General features: G+C 64.6%; 23 protein-coding genes. 15 read left to right on the top strand and 8 right to left on the bottom strand.

Features of this window, described 5'->3' with window-relative positions:
* Positions 1-63 precede the first annotated feature (63 nt).
* Positions 64-1,623, bottom strand: a complete 1,560-nt coding sequence (locus BM374_RS11290; protein WP_177248238.1) for a glycosyltransferase 87 family protein — start codon at positions 1,621-1,623, stop codon at positions 64-66.
* A 438-nt stretch (positions 1,624-2,061) separates the two neighbouring features.
* Here BM374_RS11290 and BM374_RS11285 point away from each other — a divergent pair, with 438 nt between their 5' ends.
* A complete protein-coding gene (locus tag BM374_RS11285) occupies positions 2,062-2,742 on the top strand; it encodes a TetR/AcrR family transcriptional regulator (RefSeq protein WP_092293381.1) in 681 nt (226 codons plus the stop codon).
* 151 nt (positions 2,743-2,893) lie between these two features.
* Here BM374_RS11285 and pyk read toward each other — a convergent pair whose 3' ends face one another.
* Positions 2,894-4,330, bottom strand: a complete 1,437-nt coding sequence (gene pyk / locus BM374_RS11280; RefSeq protein ID WP_092292012.1) for a pyruvate kinase — start codon at positions 4,328-4,330, stop codon at positions 2,894-2,896.
* Positions 4,327-4,932, bottom strand: coding sequence for a DUF1036 domain-containing protein (locus BM374_RS11275; protein WP_092292010.1), 606 nt, complete (start codon positions 4,930-4,932; stop codon positions 4,327-4,329). Before BM374_RS11275 ends, pyk begins: the two co-directional genes overlap by 4 nt.
* Positions 4,933-5,106: 174 nt before the next feature.
* Here BM374_RS11275 and BM374_RS11270 point away from each other — a divergent pair, with 174 nt between their 5' ends.
* Positions 5,107-5,412 carry a DUF1244 domain-containing protein gene (locus tag BM374_RS11270; protein WP_092292008.1) on the top strand — a complete coding sequence of 102 codons (306 nt, stop codon included), beginning with the start codon at positions 5,107-5,109 and terminating at the stop codon, positions 5,410-5,412.
* Between the two features lie 196 nt (positions 5,413-5,608).
* Positions 5,609-5,881 (top strand): DUF2312 domain-containing protein, encoded by a 273-nt coding sequence (locus BM374_RS11265; RefSeq protein ID WP_008546273.1) that lies wholly within the window; start codon positions 5,609-5,611, stop codon positions 5,879-5,881.
* 57 nt (positions 5,882-5,938) lie between these two features.
* On the opposite strand, the gene BM374_RS11260 is transcribed toward BM374_RS11265, so the two are convergent.
* From BM374_RS11260 to BM374_RS11250, 3 genes are all read right to left on the bottom strand, one after another.
* A complete protein-coding gene (locus tag BM374_RS11260; protein ID WP_244552574.1) occupies positions 5,939-7,537 on the bottom strand; it encodes a peptidoglycan L,D-endopeptidase MepK in 1,599 nt (532 codons plus the stop codon).
* Between the two features lie 283 nt (positions 7,538-7,820).
* Positions 7,821-10,073 carry a L,D-transpeptidase family protein gene (locus BM374_RS11255; RefSeq protein ID WP_092292004.1) on the bottom strand — a complete coding sequence of 751 codons (2,253 nt, stop codon included), beginning with the start codon at positions 10,071-10,073 and terminating at the stop codon, positions 7,821-7,823.
* 348 nt (positions 10,074-10,421) lie between these two features.
* On the bottom strand, positions 10,422-11,918 hold the full coding sequence (locus BM374_RS11250; protein ID WP_092292002.1) for a sigma-54-dependent transcriptional regulator: 1,497 nt from the start codon (positions 11,916-11,918) through the stop codon (positions 10,422-10,424).
* A 127-nt stretch (positions 11,919-12,045) separates the two neighbouring features.
* On the opposite strand from BM374_RS11250, the gene BM374_RS11245 reads away from it, so the two are divergent.
* From BM374_RS11245 to BM374_RS11195, 11 genes are all read left to right on the top strand, one after another.
* A complete protein-coding gene (locus BM374_RS11245) occupies positions 12,046-13,956 on the top strand; it encodes a M3 family oligoendopeptidase (protein WP_092292000.1) in 1,911 nt (636 codons plus the stop codon).
* A 99-nt stretch (positions 13,957-14,055) separates the two neighbouring features.
* Positions 14,056-14,280: an AbrB/MazE/SpoVT family DNA-binding domain-containing protein gene (locus BM374_RS11240; protein ID WP_027545558.1), complete on the top strand. Its 225-nt coding sequence runs from the start codon at positions 14,056-14,058 to the stop codon at positions 14,278-14,280.
* Positions 14,281-14,293: 13 nt separating this feature from the next.
* Complete coding sequence (locus tag BM374_RS11235) at positions 14,294-14,689, top strand: type II toxin-antitoxin system death-on-curing family toxin (protein WP_092291998.1); 396 nt, start codon at positions 14,294-14,296, stop codon at positions 14,687-14,689.
* 96 nt (positions 14,690-14,785) lie between these two features.
* On the top strand, positions 14,786-14,938 hold the full coding sequence (locus BM374_RS11230; RefSeq protein ID WP_018317799.1) for an aa3-type cytochrome c oxidase subunit IV: 153 nt from the start codon (positions 14,786-14,788) through the stop codon (positions 14,936-14,938).
* Between the two features lie 142 nt (positions 14,939-15,080).
* Entirely contained in the window at positions 15,081-16,208 is a 1,128-nt protein-coding gene (locus tag BM374_RS11225; protein WP_092291996.1) for a Re/Si-specific NAD(P)(+) transhydrogenase subunit alpha, read from the top strand.
* Positions 16,209-16,219: 11 nt separating this feature from the next.
* A complete protein-coding gene (locus tag BM374_RS11220) occupies positions 16,220-16,537 on the top strand; it encodes a proton-translocating transhydrogenase family protein (RefSeq protein WP_014492434.1) in 318 nt (105 codons plus the stop codon).
* A gap of 39 nt (positions 16,538-16,576) precedes the next feature.
* Positions 16,577-17,974, top strand: a complete 1,398-nt coding sequence (locus BM374_RS11215; protein WP_092291994.1) for an NAD(P)(+) transhydrogenase (Re/Si-specific) subunit beta — start codon at positions 16,577-16,579, stop codon at positions 17,972-17,974.
* Positions 17,975-18,039: 65 nt separating this feature from the next.
* The gene (locus tag BM374_RS11210) at positions 18,040-18,840 is read left to right on the top strand and encodes an alpha/beta hydrolase (protein WP_092293379.1); all 801 of its coding nucleotides are present in this window, start codon (positions 18,040-18,042) and stop codon (positions 18,838-18,840) included.
* Positions 18,841-18,900: 60 nt separating this feature from the next.
* Positions 18,901-19,998 (top strand): calcium:cation antiporter, encoded by a 1,098-nt coding sequence (locus tag BM374_RS11205; RefSeq protein WP_092291992.1) that lies wholly within the window; start codon positions 18,901-18,903, stop codon positions 19,996-19,998.
* Between the two features lie 25 nt (positions 19,999-20,023).
* Complete coding sequence (locus BM374_RS11200; protein ID WP_092291990.1) at positions 20,024-20,308, top strand: cupin domain-containing protein; 285 nt, start codon at positions 20,024-20,026, stop codon at positions 20,306-20,308.
* Between the two features lie 93 nt (positions 20,309-20,401).
* Entirely contained in the window at positions 20,402-21,301 is a 900-nt protein-coding gene (locus BM374_RS11195; RefSeq protein ID WP_092291988.1) for a hypothetical protein, read from the top strand.
* Positions 21,302-21,391: 90 nt separating this feature from the next.
* Here BM374_RS11195 and BM374_RS11190 read toward each other — a convergent pair whose 3' ends face one another.
* Both BM374_RS11190 and rpsU read right to left on the bottom strand, forming a co-directional pair.
* On the bottom strand, positions 21,392-22,042 hold the full coding sequence (locus BM374_RS11190) for a tetratricopeptide repeat protein (protein WP_092291986.1): 651 nt from the start codon (positions 22,040-22,042) through the stop codon (positions 21,392-21,394).
* A gap of 126 nt (positions 22,043-22,168) precedes the next feature.
* The gene (gene rpsU / locus BM374_RS11185) at positions 22,169-22,465 is read right to left on the bottom strand and encodes a 30S ribosomal protein S21 (RefSeq protein ID WP_092291984.1); all 297 of its coding nucleotides are present in this window, start codon (positions 22,463-22,465) and stop codon (positions 22,169-22,171) included.
* A 265-nt stretch (positions 22,466-22,730) separates the two neighbouring features.
* Between rpsU and aqpZ the strand changes: the two genes are divergently transcribed.
* Positions 22,731-23,453, top strand: coding sequence for an aquaporin Z (gene aqpZ, locus BM374_RS11180; RefSeq protein ID WP_092291982.1), 723 nt, complete (start codon positions 22,731-22,733; stop codon positions 23,451-23,453).
* Positions 23,454-23,544: the final 91 nt, after the last annotated feature.

Below are 23,544 nucleotides of genomic sequence, written 5' to 3'. Positions count from 1 at the left end.
TTCCCCGGGCGGATGTTCTCCGCTCGGCCATGGGGCGCCGATACGCCTTTATAAGCCCACGCCCTAACGCGAGGTCCGCTCGATCAGCGGACAGCTTTCGAGCACGGTGCCGGGGCGGGCGCCCTCGATGGCGACACAAGGCCGCGAACGATCGATGGTGAGCGCGTAGCGGTCCAGCAGCGTGCTGCGGTCGGGTTCGCCGCGCATGTGTAACTCGCGGACGCCGCCGGGCAGGGGGTCCTTCAGCCCGGCGCGGATACGCTGATCAAAGATGCCGCCGGGCACGATGGGCACGCCGATATCGGCGAGCTGGTAGAAACGCGACTGCGAAGGAAGCTGCGGCGCGATATAAGCGAGCGGCTTGCCGAGGATGAAGTAGGTCGCAGGCTGCGCGAGTTCATCGGCGATCTCAGGTCGGTAGGTTTCGGACCAGGGACGGCGCCACCAGTCCGCGGGCTGCGACCACAATGCGATCGCGGCTCCAACCGTCAACATCAGTGCGTTCGGCGGAGAGGGAGATGCCGCAGGCCATGTCGGGCCCGCGCCCGCTGCGAGGCGCGCGAGCAGCAGAACGATGAGCGGGCCGCACAACAGTTCCAGGACGACCGCATAGCGCTGGATCGAGAACAGGCCGAGCCAGGCCAGGTACGAGACACCAAACATCACCACGAGCTGGACGTCACGTCGTGTGAGGATCGCAGCACCTCGCGCGATCCGCGCGAACACGCCGAGCACGAACAGCACCGTCACGAACGCGAACCGCGCGTCGCGGAACGGATGCTCCGCGCCTCTGTGGTCGCCGACCAGCCAGTAGAAGGGATAGGCGAGTGCGTCGAGCACGCCATGGGGCATGAACTGCGCATCCATCAGATTGACGGCCGCCACCTCGCCTGACTGGAACACTGCATTGAACAGCGGAAAGATCGGATTGCCGGTGTCGCGCCACGTGATCAGGCACCATTCGCCGCCGGTGAGCGCCGCGCCGATGATCCCGCCGAGTGCAAGAAGGATGGTCGCCCGAAGGGGCCGCGCGGCAGCGAGCACTGCGGCGGCTGCACCGATCGCGTAGACGACATTGGTCAGCTTCAGCCCGACGGCGGCGCCGATCAGCAAGCCAGCCAGCAGATAGCGGACGACGGGCCGGCGATCTGCCACCAGGATCAGGAGGAAGCCGCCGATGACGGGCAATGCCAGCAGCACGTCGGAAAAGCTCGTGCCCACCTCCGAGAGCGTCATCGGTCCGAAAGCCGCGATCACAACCGCCGCCGCGACCGCCGCAACGGTTGCGGCCTCGCGCAGCACCAGGCGTGCAAACAGGCAAACCAGCGCGAGGTTGAGACCGTGAATCGCGCCGATGATCATCAGCCCATACGGCGAGGGCAGGAAGTGCCTGAGATAATAGACCGGAAAATAGACGATCGGATTGAAGTAGGTCTGAAAGCCCGGCGGGACCGCATCGATGTCGTAGCGGCCGTTCAGCAAAGCCCAGACATTGTATTCGTGATAGTTCTGCCAATCCCAGTTGACGTCCTCGCCCATCGCGAGCGTGTAGAGCGCCCCTAGCAGCATCGAGCAGACGACGATGGCGATAGACGCAAGCGCCTTCCCGCGCAGGTCCGTCATCCCGCGCCGTCGCAGGCTTTGGGCCGCGGGCATGGACATGGCGTCGGGAAAGTCAGCCGCGGGTGCCGTGCGTGGCAGCATCAAGACGCCACGCCCGAGGGGTGCAGCCCATCTTCGGCAAGGCCATGCGACGCAGAAAGCGGACTTATGGAGCGCATTCCAGAATTCCGGTTGATGCCCGTAGGACTATGTCCAGCCAGTTAAGGTCGCATGAATCACCGCAGGAAACGTCATGCTGGGGCATGTCAGAGCGGCGCCGTTGGTCCCGCGAGCCGTCCATGTCGAGCGCGGCCGGACGAGCGTGATCCGTCACGCATTTGCTTCTTGTCATCTCTCCTGAATAGTTGTTCAGTCCTTGCGGGGCGATTTGCGGCGATATCAGTGACGAAACGTTCGGCCGCAGGGCGTGCGGGCGGCGTCTGGGACAGGAAGCGCGCCATGGTTTATCGGCGGACGCATCAAGTGGTTAAGCGCCTTGCGGCTCGGCGCAGCGCCATCCTGACGGCGGCAAGGGAAGCTGCAGCCGAAGGCGGCATGGCGGCGGTGCAGATCGCACCGGTTGCGGTCAGGGCCAACGTGGCGGCCGGCACCGTCTATCGCTACTTCCCCTCCAAGGCCGACCTGATCTCCGAACTGATCGCCGAGGTCTCCCGCGACGAGCTCGCGGCTATCAGGCGGGCGGCCGATGCCGCGCCGGGGCCGTCCTCGGCGCTGGCGGCGGCGGTGACCACCGTGGCGGTCCACACCTTGTCGCAGCGCCGGCTGGCCTGGGGCATTCTGGCCGAGCCCGTCGATGTCGATGTCAGCGCCTCGCGCCTCGCCAGCCGCCGCGAGATCGCAGGCGAGATCGCGGGGCGGATTGACGCCGCGGTGCGCGCGGGTCATCTGCCGGCGCAGGACACCTCGCTTGCCGCGACCGCGCTGTTAGGGGCGCTGCATGAGGCGCTCGTGGGCCCGCTCGCGCCCGACAATCTCGAAGATCCCGTTAGGATGCGTGATGCGGTGCAGACCGTGACGCTGCTGGCCTTGCGTGCCGTCGGCGTCATGGACGCCCGCGCCCGGGGCCTCGTGGTGCAGCAGACGCTGCTGCCGACAACCAAGGCGCTGGTCGGGGCTTGAAAGGCCGCAGCAGAGGCGAGCGGGGACCTGACCGCGCTCAAGTCGTTGCCTGAACACGCTTTTTCCGAAAAACCGAGCAAAGCAGCCGGGTTCAGCCGGCTACTGTGCATGGGGTTGTTTTCGCGTTTTGTGCTGGTGGCGGCCTGCCGCCTCACATATTCGCGTCGCCTTCGGGGCCGACCGAGGCGATGCGCACCATGTTGGTGGTGCCAGGAATGCCGAGCGGTACGCCGGCGACGATGATCACGCGCTGGCCGGCGCGGACAAAGCCGTCGCGGAAGGCGATCTGGCCGGCGCGGTTCACCATGTCGTCCTGGTCGCGCGCATCCTCAGCCACCACACAGTGTACGCCCCAGACCGCCGCGAGCCGGCGGCCGGCGGTGATGTTCGGCGTGATCGCCACGATCGGCGGCTTCGGCCGCTCCCGCGCCACGCGCGTCGCGGTCGAGCCGGATGAGGTCCAGCAGATCAGCGCCGGCAGGTCGAGCGTCTCGGCGATCTGCCGCGCGGCGTCGGCAATGGCGTCGCCCGCGGTCGATTCAGGCGAGGGGCGCTGCGCCGTGATCACCGACCGGTAGGTCGGGTCGCGCTCGACCTCCTCGCCGATGCGGTTCATGGTCGAGACCGCCTCGACCGGGAATTTGCCGGCTGCCGATTCCGCCGACAGCATGATGGCGTCGGCGCCCTCATAGACGGCGGTGGCGACGTCGGAGACTTCGGCGCGGGTCGGCACCGGCGACTGGATCATCGATTCCAGCATCTGCGTCGCGATCACCACCGGCTTGCCGGCGCGGCGCGCCATGCGCGTCATTTGCTTTTGAAGGCTCGGCACGCGCTCCAGCGGCAGCTCGACGCCGAGATCGCCGCGCGCCACCATCAGCGCGTCGGAGGCATCGATGATGTCGGCGAGGCGGTCGATCGCCTGCGGCTTCTCGATCTTGGCCATCACCGCGGCGCGGCCGCGGATCATCTTCTTGGCTTCGAGCACGTCGTCGGCGCGCTGCACGAAGGACAGCGCGATCCAGTCGACGCCGGTGACGAGCGCGGCCTCGAGGTCGGCGCGGTCCTTCGGCGTCATCGCCGACACCGGCAGGTCGGTGTCGGGCAGGCTGACGCCCTTGCGGTCGCTCATCTTGCCGCCGACGACGACACGCGTCACCGCGTGCTCCTTGGAGGTCTCCTCCGCGATCAGCCGCACCTTGCCGTCGTCGAGCAGCAGCGCATGGCCGGGCCGCAGTGCAGCCAGGATCTCCGGATGCGGAAGATTGACGCGGGTGCCATCGCCTGGTGTCTTGTCGGAATCGAGCGTGAAGGTCTGGCCGTTCTGGAGCTGGACCGAACCTTCGGCGAAGGCACCCAGCCTGAGCTTCGGGCCCTGGAGATCGACCAGGATGCCGATCGGGCGGCCGTAGCTCGATTCGACATTGCGAATGGTCGCCACCAGCTCCCGCATCTTGTCATGCGGGGTGTGGCTCATATTGATGCGGAACACGTCGGCGCCAGCTTCGAACAGGCGGCGGATCATCGCGAGGTCTGAAGAGGCAGGTCCCAGGGTCGCGAGAATCTTGATACGGCGAAGACGCCTCATGGCTTATTTCCAGGCGGGGGCGAGGGCGGGGCGGCGGACGGTGGCAGGCCGGGCGAGCCCGGGGGCGTAGCACCGGGCGGGCTATTGGGCAAACCCGGAACGCCACCACCAGGGCCCATAGGGCCGGGCATGCCGGGGACGCGCTGCTGCGACGGTTGCTCATTGGCGTCGGTGAGCTGCACCGTCCAGGCCCGCTGCTCGCCGGTGTCGACCTCGAAATAGCCGGTCCGGTCGTAGCCGCGCGCCAGGCAGTCTTCAGTGCCGCGGATGGTGAATTCCTTGTCGCGCGAGCACATGAAGGCCTGCCCCGACCATTCGCCGCCGCGGTCATAGTCGATCGCGTAAATGTAGTAGTAACGTGCGACCAGCGTTCCCCTGAGCAGGGTCTCGCAGGCGCGGGACGAGATGTTCCACCAGCCCTCGGTGGTCCAGCCGTCGGCATCCTTGTAGCCGAGCGCAATGCCGACCCGGCTCGAGGTGTTGTTGCAGAGCCGGAAGTCGGCCGAGGCCGGGCTGGCCCAGAGGCACATGAGAGCAGCCGCCAACACCGGGACCAACCAGGCGAGCAGGCGAAGGGGGGAACGGGGAGATTCGGCGATCATTGTCGCGGAACGTATACCAGATGATTGACGATTTGGCGTAGGGGAGGGGGGAGTTGCCCAGACGCCGGCTTAGCGGCCGTTTGCGCCGCGATATGGCAAAATCTGTGACAGGACCCCACCTGATCCCGTAACGGTGACCACCATCGAGGTCAGAAACAGCCGAGAGGTCCAGCCATGGCAATCGACGACAAAATCAGAACGGAGCTCGAGGCGGCCGCTTTCCGGCGTCTGGTCGATCATCTGAAGACGCGGACCGACGTCCAGAACATTGACCTGATGAATTTGGCGGGCTTCTGCCGCAACTGCCTGTCCAACTGGCTCAAGGAGGCCGCCGATGCCCAAGGCGTGCCCCTGAGCAGGGATGAGAGCCGCGAGGCGGTCTACGGCATGCCATACGAGACCTGGAAATCGAAGTACCAGGGCACGGCCACGCCCGAGCAGATCGAGGCGATGAAGAAGGTCCATCCCCACAATCATTGATGGGGCTGTCCGGGGCGGGGCTGAGTCGCACCACACAACAGCTTTCTTTGCACTTCCGCAGGAAGGTGTGGGCGCGCTGTGGACGAGCGTGTTGCTTGCTTGAACGTGGCAGGCACGAACCCTAACAGTTCTGCCAGCACGCGCGGTGAGGATGCCGGCGTCACCTCGTTTTGCCAGTTCCATTGGGAGTACCAAGATGGCCACCTCCGCCGCCGTCCGCGACGACGAGCCCGCGACGAAATTTGCCAAGGACCAGCTCAAATCCATCATCGAGCGCATCGAGCGGCTGGAGGAAGAGAAGAAGGCGATCTCCGACGACATCCGCGACGTCTATGCCGAGAGCAAGGGCAATGGCTACGACGTCAAGGCGCTGCGCACCATCGTGCGCCTGCGCAAGCAGGATCCCAACGAGCGCGCCGAGGCCGAGACGATTCTCGAGACCTACATGCAGGCGCTGGGGATGATCTGAGGCCGGCAATCGTCCTTGCTTTCCGCCAGGACGACGAAGCAGTGAAATGCCGAAGCGTCAGCGCAGCGCGGCGGTGCGCATGACGAACGAGGTCGTCTCGGGCTTGACCGTCGCGCTGCCCGAGAAACTGTCGCAGGACAGGCCCTGCATGGGATCGTCTGTGAAGCCCATTGCGATCACGGTCTGCGGCTTGATGAAATAGCCGCGCAACGTAACCATATCGAGCTCGCCCATCAGCGTGACCGACATCGCGCGGCTGGCGCTCGGCGACAGCATCACGATCTTGAGCCAGATACTCTCGTTCTTGGCTGCGGACAGCCGTGTCGCTGTCGCGACCATGCCGTCGGTGCTCTTGCCGACGACGCTGCTGATCTCGGTGGCCGGCGCCTGATTGCGCGCGGTGGCCGGGCGCGCCGTGCGCGGAATCGGCGCGGACGCGGCGACCACTTTGGCGTGATCCGGTGAGGCCGCCGGCGCGAAAGCCAGCGCCTGCAGGGCTGCGTTGGAGACGCTCGCGGTCGGTTGCGGATCGGCGGCCGCGGCAAGCGCCTGACGGGCTTTCAATGCGGCGACCTGGGCCGGCGTCGCCTGCTGCGGCGCGGACGGGACATCATCCCAGAAGCCGCGGGCATTGATGATGTCGGCCGGGGTCTCGGGCTTGCTGGCTGCCGGCCTGTCAGGCGCGGGCTTCGGCTTGGGCGGCGCCACGAGCTGCGCATCGGCGGCGGCGAGCTGTATCGCCGAGGCCGCTGACGGCTTGGCGCGCGGGGTCGGCACCGGATCGGCGGGCTTGGCCGCAGCGGCGACCACGGTCGGTGCCACGGGCTTGGCGGCCGGGGCGGGCGCGCCCTCGTCATCCTCTTCGCTGCTGGCAGCTGCCGGAGCCGACTTGCCCTTGAACAAGGCGGCGAAGAAGCCCAGCTTGCTGGCGCCGTCGCCATCGCCGCGCCGCTCGATGTCGGCCTTCGCGAGCTCATAACCTTTCAGCGGCACGCCATCGGTCGGGATATGGACCGTGCGTTCGTCCGGAAAGACGCGGACGAGCTGGTCATGCGTCATGCGCGGCCAGTGCCGGACGTTGCCCGTGTCGAGATGCACAAACGGCGAGCCTGATGTCGGGTAGAAGCCGACGCCGCCACGCTGCAGGCGCAGGCCCGCGAAGCGGATCTGTTCCAGCGGCACGCCGGGAATATAGAAATCCATCGCATGGCCGAGCATGTGCTGGCTGAAGCGCGCCACGCCCGTATGGGCGGAGCGGCGGCGGAGCATGGCGTTGGTGGCGGGGGAGCGATAGGAGGAGATGATCTGGATCGGCTGCTTGGCGTCGACGTCGCGATAGACTTCCCAGAGGATGTCGAAGAGGTGACGGTCCATCACCGTCTCGTCCTGGGTGCGCCAGTCGCGCAGGAAGTGGTTGAGCGTTTTCAGCGCGGCTTCGTCGTAGCGGCCGTCGCGCTTGAAGGTGACGGTGAGATCTTCGCCAGAATGGGTGTGGTGGAAGGAGAGCGTCTTGGTCTCGTTCAGCGCGGCTGCGTTATGAACCGAACCGGCAGCCGCAAGCAGCACCAGCGAGGCAAGGCCGATCCGAGATCCGACCTTGACGCCCGCATGGAACAACGACGACGCAGCGAATTGGCGTGCGAAACCAGCCAGCACGTATGAGCCCACCCAGTCGACGAGCGTTCAAAATGGACTCTCCCGCCAACCCCGTTGGCACGCGAAAGAGGATGAACGCTTTCTTAAAGCGAGAAGGTTAATTCGAGGTTGACCTTCCCACCCCCAAACCAAGTCAGGCTACAATCCTAAACGGTTGACTGTGGCAAAAAAACGCCGGGGTGGCGGGACCCAGGTGCGGAATGGTTAACGTAGAACGGCCCCGCCGAGGGGGGGGACGGGGCCGTTGATTTCATTGAGAAAGCTCAGAAGAGCGCGGGGCGGCTCAGCGGGTGAACACCCGCTGGGTCCGGCGGCCGACCGGAGCGGGCGGCGGCGTCGGAGCCCCACCACCGAACAGCCGCTCGAAGAAGTTCAGACCGGACGAGCCGCCGCCATTGTTGGCGATCGCAACGCCGCTCGGCAGCGTCGTCGCCGGACGCGAGTAGCTCGGCTGCGAATGCGCGACGACCATTTCGAGGTCCTTGCCGCGGCTGTTCTTCAGGATGTTGATCATGGTCGCGTCGCGGCCATAGACATCCTTGCGGAACTGCAGCTTGCCGGCGTCGTCCACGAACGCGGTCTGGTAGGTGATGTTGACCGGGATCGGCGTCGGGAATTTCAGATCGATCTCGCCCGAGCCGTACATGCCGCGCACGCGCTCCGGCGTGTAATGCTCGTTCGGCATGGCGATGTTGAGCAGGACCGAGGCGTACTGATCCGGATATTGCACGCGCATGCAGCCATGGCTGAAAGCGCGCTCGTCCTTGGCAAAGAGGTACTTGTCCGGCGTGTCGTGCTGATAGACCAGGAACTTGTTCGGGAAGTTGAAGCGGATCCGGCCGAGCGCGTTGGCTTCGCCGGGCGGCTGCGAGATGTGCACCGAGCCGTCGCGGTTCTGCTCGAGCTTCAGGCCCATGCGCTGAAGCACCGTCGGGTCCTGCTGCAGGGCCGGCAGATATTCGCCATAGACGATCGACGGCGGCACGTTCCAGGTCGGGTTGACCGTGATGTACTTCATCGTCTCGGTCAGCAGCGGGGTTGCGTGCTGGCCCGGCTTTCCGGTGACGACGCGGGTGGTCCAGACCTGCTGACCACGTTGCATCACTTTCAGCGTGTAGTCGGGAATGTTGAGGATGACATAGGCATCGCCCAGCGAAGGCACGCCGAGATCGCGCGGCAGCCAGCGCCAGCGCTCCATGTTCACCAGCACGGTGTCGATCTGCTTGTCACGCTTCGGGCTGTTCAGCGCCTTGACGGTCTTGTCGTCGAGCACGCCGGTCGCCTTCATCTCGGCGCCGTCCTGGAACCTGCGCACGGCTTCGGCGACCGTCGCGTCATAGTGGTCGTCGCTCGCGTTCTCGGTGATGCCGAGCTTGGCGCGGAGCTGCGGCACGCGCGGATCCTGTACGACGATCTCAGCCTGCTTCTTGCCCTTGGGCGTGTACTTCAGCGTTGGGCCGTCAGCGATCTCGATCGCCGGCCCGTCACCCTGGCCGCGCAGCTGCGCGAGCTTGGCCTTCAGCTCTTTGTAGAGCTTCTGCGGCGGGTTGTAGCTGTCGAGCGCGGCTGAGGCATCCGCTGCGGTCGTCACCTTGGTGAGCACCTCGTTCGGATCGACCGGATGTTCGGGATACTGGATGTCGGCGCTGACCTGCGACCAATGCATGCGGCCGCTCTGCGCCTGACGCGCATAGTCGAGCATGCTTGCGGTGAGCTTCAGTTCGGCATCGGCGAGCGCATCGGGCGTCGTCGCGGCGGCGAAGTCAGGCACGGGATAATCGGCGGGATTGAGACCATCGGAAGCCGCATCCTTCAGCCGCGCGATCACGCCCTTGGCCGGAGCACTCAGGGCGCCTCCCTGCGTCCAGACCGGCGCGAAGTCGCGGGCGCCGTAGAATTTCTCGACGGCGGCGCGCTCGTTCTTGCGCTCGAAATGGCGCGAGGTCTTGGCGCCGAGGATGTCCTTGATCTTGTCGGCGACCGGCTGATCGGCGGCGGGGACGTTGCTCGCGGCCTTCACCGGCTCGGCGGCTGGCGCGGCTGCTGCCGCAGGGGCTGCGGGAACGGCCGCCGGTGCTGCCGCGCTGTCAGACTTTGCAGGCTCAGCCTTGGCGGGCTCAGTTTTGGCAGCCTCAGATTTGGCAGGCTCGGATTTCGCGGGTTCGGTCGTGGCCGTCTCGTTCTTGGGTGGCTCGTTCTTGGGCGCATCGGCTGCCGGCGTGGTGGCGACGTCTGCCGGCTTGGTCTCGACCTTGATCGGGGCGGGAGCAGCTTCGGTCTTGACCGGCTCCTTGGCGACTTCCTTCGTTGCGTCCTGCAGGGTGGCGGTGGTGTCGAGCTTGATGTCGGACGCGGTCGGGGGTGGGACGTTCGCGGGCTCGGGGCGCGGGATCGCGGCTTCGATCGCGAGCTCCGCCGCGCTGCTGCGCGCCTGGTCCTGTGCCAGCGCCGAGCCGGCTGATACCGTCAGGAAGGTCGCTGCGACCGTCGCCAAAACGCGGTCAAATCCTGCACGGTGGTTCAAACAGTCACGCATTGTGTCGCACCCCTCGGGTGAACTGTCCCTCGTGGAACAGCTTTCGTTATCGCCTAATTGAGTTTTCGGCTAAACCGCGCCGGCCTCACGGAAGTTGAACGCCTGCACGCAACGATTCATACGCAGACGATATACAGGCCCGGTTTTGGCAGCTAGCGCTAGCCCGGGAAACTCACGACAAACTGACTTCAAGACAGCCCGTTTGCAACGGATTGTGCGCCTTCGCCGCGCGCTTTTCCCAATCTCTGTCACTTCCAAGTCACGGTTTCATGTGCCGCCGAATTTCGCCGTAATTCAACGGGTTGAGGGCACATCGTCGTCTCGCGCGAACCTCCGTTCGCATCAGGTTCAGTGCGTCTCTTCACCGCTTTTCCCGCCATGACCGGGAACCCCGGCTTCGTCGAGTTTGCGATACAGCGTGGACCTGCCGATCTTGAGGCGACGCGCCACCTCGGACATCTGCCCGCGGTAGTGCGAGATCGCAAAGCGGATGATCTCGTTCTCCATGTCCTCAAGTGGCCGCACATCGCCGGTCGGGGTCAGCATCGAGAGGGACCCTGCCAGCGGCAGCGGCGCGATCGGTATTTCGTTACCTGAGACCACCGGGGGCGCCGCGATCGGCTCGATCATCAACGGGGCGGTCGGAATCTCCGTTGCAGAATACGTCTGCGACGCCAACAGCGGGAAATCATCGAGACCGAGCTGATCGCCCTCGCTCATCACCACCGCGCGGTAGACGGCGTTCTCGAGCTGGCGGATGTTGCCGGGCCAGTCGAGCTGGGTGAGATGCGCCACGGCCTCGCCAGAGACGCCGGAGATCGTGCGGTTCTCCTCGGCCGCAAAGCGCGCCAGGAAATGCCTGAGCAGGTGCGGGATGTCCTCGCGCCGGGCCCTGAGCGAAGGGATCGTCAGCGGCAGGACGTGAAGGCGATAGAACAGATCTTCGCGGAAATGACCCTGCTTGACCCGCTCCAGCAGCTTGCGGTTGGTCGCGGAGATGATGCGCACGTCGACCTTCACCGGCTTGCGGCCGCCGACGGCCTCGACTGCGCCCTCCTGAAGAGCGCGCAGCAGCTTGACCTGCGCGGTCAGCGGCAGCTCACTGACCTCGTCAAGAAACAGCGTGCCGCCATGGGCTTCGAGGAACTTGCCCGTGTGCCGTTCGGTCGCGCCGGTGAAGGCGCCTTTCTCGTGGCCGAACAGGATGGATTCGACGAGGTTGTCGGGGATCGCGCCGCAATTGACTGCGACGAACGGCTTTGCCTTGCGCTCGCCGCTGCCGTGGATGGCGCGTGCGAACATCTCCTTGCCGACTCCGGACTCGCCTTCGATCAGCACGGGGATCGAGGAATTGGCAGCCTTCTGCGCCGCGCGCATCACGCCAGACATGGATTCGGCGCGCGTGATGATGTCGGAGAAGGTCAGCCGGCCCTCGCGGCTGTGGCGGATGCGCTGCAATTCGCCCTTGAGCGCGGAGACGTTGAGCGCGTTGCGCAATGAGACTTGGAGCCGCTCCATGCCGACCGGCTTGACCACGAAGTCGGCCGCGCCGGCGCGCATCGCCGAAATCACGTTGTCGATGCCGCCATGAGCGGTCTGCACGACCACGGGCACGTTGAGGCCGGCTTCTCGGATTTTCGCCAGCACGCCCATTCCGTCGAGGCCGGGCATCACCAGATCAAGGATCACGGCATCGATCGCGGGTGCGTCGGGGGCGGTGAGGGCGGATATCGCGGCGTCGCCGGACTCGACAACGATCGTCTCATAGCCGCATTTCTGCACCATGTTCTCGACCAGCCGGCGGGCTACAGCGTCGTCGTCGGCGATCAAAATACTGGCAGCCATGGTGTTCCCCGCACGCTACTACTATCTGTCTCGAATCGGGTCACTCTGGCCGAAGCCGATTAACGCCCTCTTAAGCCTTGCTGCCCCCGCCCGCCGTCGCGACTGTTGAACACAGGTTTTCCACACGATGAATTCGCGCCTCAGCTCCGCTCTGAAAAAGCCCGCCCTTCGCAAGCCAGCCACAGAGACATCCGTCGCCAAAAAATCTGTCGCCAAGAAATCAGCCGTCAAGGCAAAACCCTCCGCAACGCCTGCGAGCAAGACTGGCAAGCTTCCGGAGTGGAACCTCGCCGATCTCTATTCCGGAATCGATGCGCCGGAAGTGGCGCGCGATCTCGAAAAGATGGATGCCGATTGCGTCGCGTTCGAGACCGACTACAAGGGCAAGCTCGCAACAGGCACAGCAAACGAAGATGGCGGAAAATGGCTCGCAAGAGCCGTGCGACGCTATGAGGCGATCGATGATCTCGCCGGCCGCCTGGGCTCTTATGCCGGTCTCGTCCACGCTGGCGATAGCGTGGACCCCAAGATTTCAAAGTTTTACGGGGATGTCTCCGAGCGGTTGACGGCTGCGTCGACGCATCTCTTGTTCTTCGCGCTCGAGCTCAATCGCATCGATGACGATCTTTTGACCCGCGCGATGCAGGCGCCCGAGCTTGCGCATTATCGTCCCTGGATCGAGGACCTCCGCAAGGAAAAGCCGTATCAGCTCGACGACAAGCTCGAGCAGCTGTTCCTGGAGAAGGCGCAGACCGGCTATTCTGCTTTCAACCGGCTGTTCGACCAGACCATTTCGAGCCTGCGCTTCAAGGTCGGGTCCAAAGAACTGGCGATCGAGCCGACGCTGAATCTCCTGCAAGACCGTGACGGCGCCAAGCGCAAGGCTGCGGCGGAAGCGCTGGCAAAGACGTTCAAGGCCAACGAGCGCACCTTCGCGCTGATCACCAACACGCTCGCCAAGGACAAGGACATCTCCGACCGCTGGCGCGGTTTCAAGGATGTCGCCGATTCCCGCCATCTCAACAATCGCGTCGAGCGCGAGGTGGTGGACGCGCTGGTCGCCTCGGTGCGCGCAGCCTATCCGAAGCTGTCGCATCGCTACTACGCGCTGAAGGCGAAGTGGTTCGGCAAGAAGCGGCTGGCCTATTGGGACCGCAACGCGCCGCTGCCCTTCGCCGCCACTGATGTCATCGGCTGGCCCGATGCGCGCAACATGGTCCTGACGGCCTATCGCGGCTTCTCGCCAAAAATGGCCGACATCGCCGAGCGCTTCTTCACCGATCGCTGGATCGATGCCCCGGTGCGTCCGGGCAAGGCGCCGGGCGCCTTCTCGCATCCGACCACGCCCTCGGCGCATCCCTACGTCCTGATGAACTACCAGGGCAAGCCGCGCGACGTGATGACGCTGGCGCACGAGCTCGGTCACGGCGTCCACCAGGTGCTGGCGGCGAAGAACGGCGCGCTGATGGCACCGACGCCGTTGACGCTGGCCGAGACCGCGAGCGTGTTCGGCGAGATGCTGACCTTCCGGCGGCTGCTGGCGCAGACCAAGAGCGCCAAGCAGCGCCAGGCGCTGCTCGCGGGCAAGGTCGAGGACATGATCAATACCGTGGTGCGGCAAATCGCGTTCTATTCGTTCGAGCGTGCGGTCCACACCGAGCGCAAGAACGGTGAGCTCACCGCGACGCGGCTCGGCGAACTCTGGCTGTCGGTGCAGGGCGAGAGCCTGGGGCCGGCGATCGAGATCAAGGCGGGCTATGAGAATTACTGGATGTACATCCCGCACTTCATCCACTCGCCGTTCTACGTCTATGCCTATGCCTTCGGCGATTGCCTCGTGAACTCCCTCTATGCCGTCTACGAGAACGCGGCCGAAGGTTTCGCCGAGCGCTATCTCGACATGCTCGCGGCCGGCGGTACCAAGCATTATTCCGAGCTGCTGCGACCGTTCGGGTTGGATGCCAAGGACCCCAAATTCTGGGATGGCGGACTTAGCGTCATCGCCGGGATGATCGACGAGCTGGAGGCGATGAGCTGACGACGAGGGTGCCTCATTTTTGGGCGGACGCCGTCAAACATTTGTTGAACGGACCCTCCGCCAATGTTATACATCTGTATAACATTGGCGGAGCAAGGCATGAAGATCGAGATCAAAAAGATCGGCAATTCCGATGGCCTGCTGCTGCCGCGTGAATTGATGCAGAGGCTTGATCTCAAACGCGGGCAGCAATTGCATATTGTTGAATTACCTGGCGGCGGTTTCCAGGCGCTACCTTACGACCCCGATTTCGAGCGGACGATGGAGATCGCCGACGAGGTGATGGACAAGTATCGCGACACTCTCGCCGCGCTTGCGAAATAGGTTTGCTGCAGAGATGAGCGATCCCCAGGAGCCGCTGTGGATCACCTACGAGCAGGCGGTCGCAATCCACAGCCGCCAACTTCGGCGCTTTGGCGGCGCGGCAGGGCTGCGAGACGAAGGCATGCTGCGCTCGGCCCTCGAGCGACCGATCAATAAATGGCGCTATGAACAAGCGGCGATGGACGAACTCGCCGCAGCATATGCATTCGGCCTGGCAAAAAACCACGCATTCGTCGACGGAAACAAGCGCCTCTCCTTCATGGCGATGATGGTGTTTCTGCGCAAGAATGGCGTGGCTTTCAGTCCCGATCCCGCGGAAGCGACAACCATCATCCTCTCCCTCGCCGCCGGCGAAGTCAGCGAGCCGAACCTCGTCCGCTGGATCCGCGATAATCTGGATTCCAAATGACCTGATTTGCGGGAAAACCACGCTCCCGTGCCGTTGCCCTGCTCAAAGCTTTGCGGTATCCCAGCCGAAGAATTCGACTTTCGACTGGGGACATCCATGGCAGATCATAGCGAAGTTGCGTACAGCACCGCCGACGGCAACGACTACGTTGCGCACGAGCAGACCTACGAGGGTTTCATCAAGCTGGTGAAGTACGGCACCGCGTCGGTCGCCCTGATCGTGATTCTGATGGCGATCTTCCTCACCTAAATCGACTTTGGCAGCTGCCCACGCTTGCGGCGGCAGCTGCCCACAAAATTTGCAAACAAGCCGGTGGCAAAGCCGGTAAGCAACGCTGCGGGAGTAACGCTATTTTTTTGTGCGCGCGCTGTCCCGCGCCGCCGGAGGACCTATGAAGATCGCCGTTGCCAAGGAAATCGATCCGTCTGAGCCGCGGGTCGCGGCTTCGCCCGATACGGTGAAGAAGTTTAAGGCGCTCGGCGCCGAGATCGCGGTCGAGCCCGGCGCGGGCATCAAGTCGGGCCTGCCGGATTCCGAATTCACCGCCGTGGGCGCCACCGTCAGCGCCGATGCGCTCAAAGATGCCGATATCATCATCAAGGTAAAGCGTCCCGAAGCCTCCGAGCTCTCGCAATACAGGCGCGGCGCGCTCGTCATCGCGATCATGGATCCCTATGGCAACGAGGCCGCGCTGAAGGCGATGGCTGACGCCGGCGTCTCCGCCTTCGCAATGGAATTGATGCCGCGCATCACCCGTGCGCAGGTGATGGACGTGCTGTCTTCGCAGGCCAATCTCGCCGGCTATCGCGCCGTGATCGAGGGCGCCGAGGCTTTCGGCCGCGCCTTTCCGATGATGATGACGGCCGCCGGTACCGTTCCAGCCGCAAAAGTGTTCGTGATGGGCGTCGGCGTTGCCGGCCTGCAGGCGATCGCGACCGCGCGCCGCCTCGGCGCCGTTGTGACCGCGACCGACGTTCGCCCTGCCACCAAGGAGCAGGTCGAATCGCTCGGTGCGAAATTCCTCGCCGTCGAGGACGAGGAGTTCAAGAACGCGCAGACCGCTGGCGGCTACGCCAAGGAAATGTCGAAAGAGTATCAGGCCAAGCAGGCCGCCCTCACCGCCGAGCACATCAAGAAGCAGGACATCGTGATCACCACCGCGCTGATCCCGGGCCGTCCGGCGCCGAAGCTCGTCAGTGCCGAGATGGTCAAGTCGATGAAGCCCGGCTCGGTGCTGGTCGATCTCGCCGTCGAGCGCGGCGGCAATGTCGAGGGCGCCACGGCCGGCGAGGTCGTCGATCTCGATGGCATCAAGATCGTCGGCTACACCAACGTCGCCGGTCGCGTCGCGGCGTCGGCCTCAAGCCTCTACGCACGCAATCTGTTCTCCTTCATCGAGACGATGGTCGACAAGAAGGAGAAAAAGCTCGCCGTCAATTGGGACGACGAACTCGTCAAGGCCACTGCGCTGACCAAGGACGGCGCGGTCATCCACCCGAACTTCCAGCCGAAGGTTTAAGGAGACCCGTCATGGAGCATGCTGCACAGGTCGTCGACCCCTTCATCTTCCGGCTGTCGATCTTCGTCCTCGCCGTCTTCGTCGGCTATTTCGTGGTGTGGTCGGTGACCCCGGCCCTGCACACGCCGCTGATGAGCGTCACCAACGCGATCTCCTCGGTGATCGTGGTCGGCGCGCTGCTTGCCGGCGGCGTCGCCAACGTATCGAGCGGTTCGGGTTGGGCGCGCGCCTTCGGTTTCGTCGCGCTGATTTTTGCCTGCATCAACATCTTCGGCGGCTTCCTTGTCACCCAGCGCATGCTGGCGATGTACAAGAAGAAGTCGAAGTGAGCGGCCACCTCGGGCTGATGGGATCAATGGGGACCTGAGATGAGCGCTAATCTCTCTGCATTCTTGTATCTCGTGGCGGGGGTGCTGTTCATCCTGTCGCTGCGCGGACTTTCGAGCCCGGCGTCGTCGCGCCAGGGCAATCTGCTCGGCATGATCGGCATGGCGATTGCCGTCGCCACCACGCTGGCCAACCATCCGCCCGCGGATGGTCTCGCCTGGGTGCTGGTGATTGTCGGCATCGCCATTGGCGCTGCCATCGGTGCGGTCATCGCCCGCCGCGTGCCGATGACGTCGATGCCGGAACTCGTCGCAGCCTTCCACTCGCTGGTCGGCATGGCCGCGGTGCTCGTTGCGGCGGGTGCATTCTATGCGCCCGAAGCCTTCGACATCGGTACTCCCGGCAACATCCACACCCAGAGCCTGGTCGAAATGTCGCTCGGCGTCGCGATCGGCGCGCTGACCTTCACCGGTTCGGTGATCGCGTTCCTGAAACTCTCCGCACGCATGAGCGGCGCTCCGATCATCCTGCCGGCTCGCCACGTGATCAACGTCGTGCTCGCGGTGGCGCTGGTCGCCTGTATCGTCGGGCTCGTCGTTACCGGCAGCCCGGTGTTCTTCTGGCTCAACGTCATCCTGGCGCTGGCGCTCGGCGTGCTCATGATCATCCCGATCGGCGGCGCCGACATGCCGGTCGTGATCTCGATGCTGAACTCCTACTCCGGTTGGGCCGCGGCCGGCATCGGCTTCACGCTCGGCAACTCGGCGCTGATCATCACCGGCGCGCTGGTCGGCTCCTCCGGCGCGATCCTGTCCTACATCATGTGCCACGCGATGAACCGGTCCTTCATCTCGGTCATCCTCGGCGGCTTCGGTGGCGAAACGGCTGCGGCCGGCGGGGCGACAGGCGAGCAGAAGCCCGCCAAGCTCGGCTCGGCGGACGATGCGGCCTTCATCATGAAGAACGCCTCCAAGGTCATCATCGTGCCCGGCTACGGCATGGCGGTGGCGCAGGCCCAGCACGCGCTACGCGAAATGGCCGACATGCTGAAGAAGGAAGGCGTCGAGGTGAAGTATGCCATTCACCCGGTCGCGGGCCGCATGCCCGGCCACATGAATGTGCTGCTCGCCGAAGCCAACGTGCCCTATGACGAGGTGTTCGAACTCGAAGATATCAACTCCGAGTTCGCGCAGGCCGACATCGCCTTCGTGATCGGCGCCAACGACGTCACCAACCCCGCCGCCGAAGAGGACAAGACCTCGCCGATCTACGGCATGCCCGTGCTCCAGGTCTGGAAGGCCGGCACCGTGATGTTCATCAAGCGCTCGCTGGCGTCGGGTTACGCCGGTATCGACAATCCGCTGTTCTACCGCGACAACACCATGATGCTGCTCGGCGACGCCAAGAAGGTCACCGAGAACATCGTCAAGGCGATGTAACGCGAGCCGTGCGTCGACTTGCACGCCGCCGCTGCGGCGGCGTGCGCCTGCCGCGGAGGCCAGCGATGACATTCCTCAAATGGATCGCCATCGTCCTCGCGGGCAGTTATTGCGCCGGGCTCGTCCTGCTGTTCGCGAAACAGCGCACCCTGCTGTTTCCGATTCCGACCATCGAGCGCACCGCGCCTGCCGCCGCAGGATTTCCGCAGGCTCAGGAGCAGGTGCTGACCACGTCCGATGGCGAAAGGGTCATCGTCTGGCACGTACCGCCCAAACCCGGCCATGCCGTGGTGCTGTTCTTTCATGGCAACGGCGATTTCCTCGCGGGACGAGTCAGCCGCTTCAAGGGCATCACGGCCGACGGCACCGGTCTCGTTGCGTTGTCCTATCGCGGCTATGCCGGCTCGACGGGCGCACCGAGCGAGCGGGGTCTGTTGCTGGACGCCGCAGCGGCCTACGCCTTCGCTACAGAACGGTACGAAGCAAGGCGCATTGTTGCCTGGGGTTTCTCGCTCGGGACCGGCGTTGCAGTCGCTGTCGCTTCCGAGCGCCCGGTCGGCAAATTGATTCTGGAGGCGCCCTATACGTCGACAGTGGACGTCGCGGCCTCGCTCTTCCGCTTCATCCCGATCCGCCTCTTGATGCGCGACCAATTTCACTCAGACGAACGCATCGCGCGCGTGACCGTGCCACTTTTGATCATGCACGGCACCGACGATCAGGCGATTCCCATCGCATTCGGCGAGCGCCTGTTTGCACTCGCACACGAGCCGAAGCAGCTGGTCCGGCTTCCTGGAGGAGGGCACGAAGATCTCGACAATTTCGGCGCCCTGGAGATTGCGCGAGGTTTCATCAACGAACCCTGAGGGCTGACGGGCGCGATCTTCTCGCGCATAATCAGTCTGTCTAATGAGGGATTCGCCTGCATGAGTGCGCACGGACCGATGCCGCGGTCGTCCTGGATCTTCCCTGCCCTGGCGGTGCTGCTGTTCCTCATCGTTGCCGTGAGCGGCTACAGCTTCACCCTGTCGGCCCGCGGCGGCCTGTTCGCAATCGTCCTGCTGGTCATCCTGTTCGGCACCGTGTTCGCGGCCGTGCATCATTCAGAGGTGATCGCGGAGCGGATCGGTGAGCCCTATGGGACGCTGCTGCTCACGCTCGCGGTGACCATCATCGAGGTCGCGCTGATCACCACGATCATGCTGGGCGACAAGCCCGCGCCGACGCTTGCGCGCGACACGGTCTTCGCGGTGGTGATGATCGTCTGCAACGGCCTGGTCGGCCTCTGCGTCTTCATCGGCGGACTTCGCTACCGCGAGCAGGGTTTTCAGGTCTCCGGCGCCAACGTCTACCTCAGCGTGCTGATTGCGCTCGCGACGCTGACGTTGATCATGCCCAACTACACGCTGTCGACGCCGGGGCCGGTCTATTCGACACTCCAACTGGGCTTCGTCGACCTCGTGACCATCGTGCTCTATGGCGTGTTCCTTTACACCCAGATGGTCCTGCACAAGGACTATTTCGTTCACGAACGGGCGAAGGGCGAGAGCGGCGGAGCCCGTCTGTCGAGCACGATGCTGGCCCTGAGCATCGCGCTGCTCCTGATCTCGCTTCTGGCCGTCGTCCTCCTCGCCAAGAAGTTCTCGCTGGTGGTGGATGCCGTCGCCGACAGGATCGGCGCGCCGCCGGCGTTCGCGGGCCTCCTGGTCGCGCTCCTGATCCTGATGCCGGAGGGCGTTTCCGCGATTGCGGCGGCCCGCAAGAACGACCTGCAGAAGAGCATCAACCTGGCGCTCGGGTCCTCGCTGGCCACCATCGGCCTGACCATCCCGGCAGTCGGGCTCGCCACCTATGTGATCGAGCAGCCGCTGGTGCTGGGCCTCAATCCGCAGAACACGGCGCTGCTGGCGCTGACATTCTTGCTGAGCATGCTGACCTTCGGCACGGGCAGGACCAACGTGCTGTTCGGGCTGGTCCATATGGTGTTATTTGCCGTCTACACGTTCATGGTGTTCGTGCCCTGAACCGCTTCCCCGAACGAGGTTCCAGATGCTTGCCGCCAGGTCCGAGGTCCAGGTCGACAACGAAGAGGTCCGGGTGACCGAATGGCGGCTCGCCCCCGGCAGCGCGACCGGGCACCACACCCACGGGATGGACTACGTGATCGTTCCCGTCGTGGCCGGCGAAATGACCATCGTGGCGCCCGGCGGCGAGCGTTCCAAGGCGCAGCTTGCGGCCGGGAAATCCTACTTCCGCAAGGCCGGTGTCGAGCACGACGTACTTAACGAAACCTCAACCGAGATCGTGTTCCTTGAGATTGAGCTGAAGCCATAAGGCACGTGTAAACTTTGCCATCGATCCGTCGCAGTTGATCCCTTACAATGCCCCAAAGTTCCCGCATCAGATCGCGCGGGGAGTGGCCGAGAAATGTTGAAATACCTCGCTAAAATCTCGATGGATATTTTCCCCTCGGTGCTCGCGACGATCATCGGGGCCTACATCGTTAATCACTACATCAACGCCAAGCCGGCGGCGGATACGCCAGCCGCGGTGGTGGCGCCCGCCAATGCCGGCAAGAACGGCAAGCCCGCCGATGTGGCCAACCTCCCGGCCCCCGGCGTCAAGGCCAAGGGCGTCTCCGAGAAGAGCATTTCCGAGAAGAGCACGTCAGATAAGCCGGCGGCCGAGAAACCCGCCGAGAGCAAAGCTGCTGACGTCGCTCCCGGCGAGTCCGCTCCGCACGGGCGTACCCCGGCACATGAGAAATCGGTTGCCAAGTCCACCCCGGCGGCGCCCGTTGCCGCGCCCGTGGTCGAGGCCAATTCGGCGCAGGCTGCTGCGTCTTCGACCGCGACCCCCGACGCCAACGATCTCGCGCGGGCCGCCATCGAGCGCCTGCGGAAGTCGCCGGAGGGCAAGGCCGCCGAGAAAGCTGCCGAGACCAAGGCCGCCGAGCGGACGCCCGAACCTGCGGTGCAGGAAGCGTCGCGGACACCGGAGGCCCCCCGCGTCGTGACCGCGGCGCCGTCGACCGTGCGTCCATTGCCGCCGCCGATCAATGTGTCGACGCCGGCGCCCGAGGCCTATGGGAATGGTAGCGCCTCGCAGGCGAATCCGCCTTACACGGCGTCGGTCGGCAACGACGATCCGAATCGGCTGACGCCGCCGGCCGATATTCCAGTCCCGATGATCGCTCCGCCGCTCGACCTCCGCGCTGATGCCAGCTCGACCGCGCCGCGGCCGAAGACCAATGTTGCCGACGAGATGCTGTCGGGCATGAAGTCGATGTTCCACGCGGTTCTGCCGAAGAGCGGTACTCCCGATTAAGACGGCTTGCGCCGCCCCGGGGCGTTTTCCCGCGACGTGGATGCGGGTTGGCGTCGAGAAGGCACGTCAGATCCAGGCTTAAGGAATTTGTCAGCCGCCGACGCGGGCCAAACCGCTGCGAGCGGCGTCATCACGTGGCCGCAACGCGACGGCCTTGTTGTAGGACGCCGCCGCCTTTGTCTTGTCGCCGAGCCGTTCATAGGCCTGTCCCCGTGTCGTCCAGACCTGGGCGTTGTGCGGATCGGCTTCGGAGGCCTCGTCGAGATCGGCAGCGGCTTCCTTGACCTTGCCAATGGCGAGATAGCTGACGGCACGGCCGAGCAGGGGTTCGGCCTTCTGTGGATTGAGTCCGTTCGCGGCACCGAAATCGGCGATCGCGAAGTCGTGCTCGTTGTTGCCCTGGTAGAGCAGGGCGCGGCCGTAAAGCGCCTGCGCGTTGTAGGGATCCAGCGCGACGGCGCGATTGAACTCGTCCAGCGCCGCCTGCGTCTCGCCCGACTTGGCCAGTGCCTGCGCTCGTGCCGTGTGGGTCTGGGCCTCGGTGACGTTGGCGGCACTGACTGCGCTATCAGGTGCAGCCGCTGCCTTAGGCGCTTCTTGCGGCTTGTCCTTCTCCGGCATCAGCGAGCCCAGATCGAAGGAGCAGCCGCACAATGCGATCCCCATCAAGATCAGCGCGAACGGCTGACGCCAGATCCGGCGCAACCGCACCAAGCCGGGCTCGGGGAAAGGGGAGGCCATCTACGGTTCGCTCGCGCTGGTGCCGCATCTGTAGTGCCCCGTCCCGGAAAGGCACCGCTCACAAAACAAATAACGCGGGCTTGGGGCCCGCGTCATCGAAAACTCAGTCCTGCACGATCGGCAAGATCAGCGCGGTCCGCGCGGACCAGCACCCGGACCGCTGCGCCCACCACGCTCGCCACCGGGGCCGGCGCCGAACACCGGCTTCGGCTTCATCGGCAGCAGGCCTTCGCGCTGCAGCTTCTTGCGGGCCAGCTTGCGCGCACGGCGCACGGCTTCGGCCTTTTCGCGGGCCTTCTTCTCGGAGGGCTTCTCGTAGTGACCGCGGAGCTTCATCTCGCGGAAAATGCCCTCGCGCTGCATCTTCTTCTTCAGCGCCTTGAGGGCTTGGTCGACATTGTTATCGCGAACGAGAACCTGCACGCGGCATCCTCTTCAGTGGATCGGATTTGAATTCTGGTAAGTCAAAGGGGATGGCAGAAAGCGCAAGCCCTTAACCTTGAGGGCGCGGATGTATCAGACAAAACCCGAGATGTCCACCGCTGTCGCGGCCTTTCGGACCAAGTTCAGCCATTAAATGCGGCGAAAATGCCCTCGAACGGCCCCGATTTGGGTGGTTTGGCGCCAATGGTGGGGCCGTTCCCGGAGCTTTGATCCGGAAGTTTTTGGAAATCAGGGGAGACGCCCAATGGACATGAAGAAATATGCCGCCGAGGCTATCGGCACGTTCTGGCTCACATTCGCAGGCTGCGGTAGCGCGGTCATCGCGGCCGGCTTCCCGCAGGTCGGAATCGGCCTGGTCGGCGTGTCCCTGGCTTTCGGCCTCAGCGTCGTCACCATGGCCTATGCGATCGGCCATATCTCCGGCTGCCATCTGAACCCGGCCGTCACGGTCGGTCTCGCCGCCGGGGGACGGTTTCCTGCCAGCCAGATCCTGCCTTACGTGATCGCGCAGGTCTGCGGGGCGATCGTTGCCGCCGAGCTGCTCTATGTGATCGCCAGCGGTGCCCCGGGGTTCGACGTCACCAAGGGCTTTGCCTCCAATGGCTACGACGCGCATTCGCCCGGCCAGTACAGCATGATCGTCTGCTTCGTCACCGAGGTGGTGATGACCATGATGTTCCTGTTCGTCATCATGGGCGCGACCCACGGCCGTGCGCCCGCAGGCTTCGCACCGCTCGCGATCGGACTTGCGCTGGTGATGATCCATCTCGTCAGCATCCCCGTCACCAACACGTCGGTAAACCCGGCGCGCAGCACCGGCCCCGCGCTGTTCGTCGGCGGCTGGGCGTTGTCGCAGCTCTGGCTGTTCTGGGTCGCGCCGTTGATCGGCGGCGCACTGGGCGGAGTGATCTACCGCTGGCTCAGCGAGGAGCCCGCTGGCGTCGTCGCGGGCGTGAAGACCGCCTAGAGCGTTTCATTTTTTGATGGAAGCGTATCCGGCATTAACGAAGTAGTTGCTGCATTCGCCGGGCAGAAGGCTTCTGACGAGGTGGCCAATG

Source organism: Bradyrhizobium sp. Ghvi, assembly GCF_900115265.1.
Taxonomy (GTDB): Bacteria; Pseudomonadota; Alphaproteobacteria; order Rhizobiales; family Xanthobacteraceae; genus Bradyrhizobium.
This window is presented reverse-complemented; position numbering and strand designations above follow the sequence as displayed.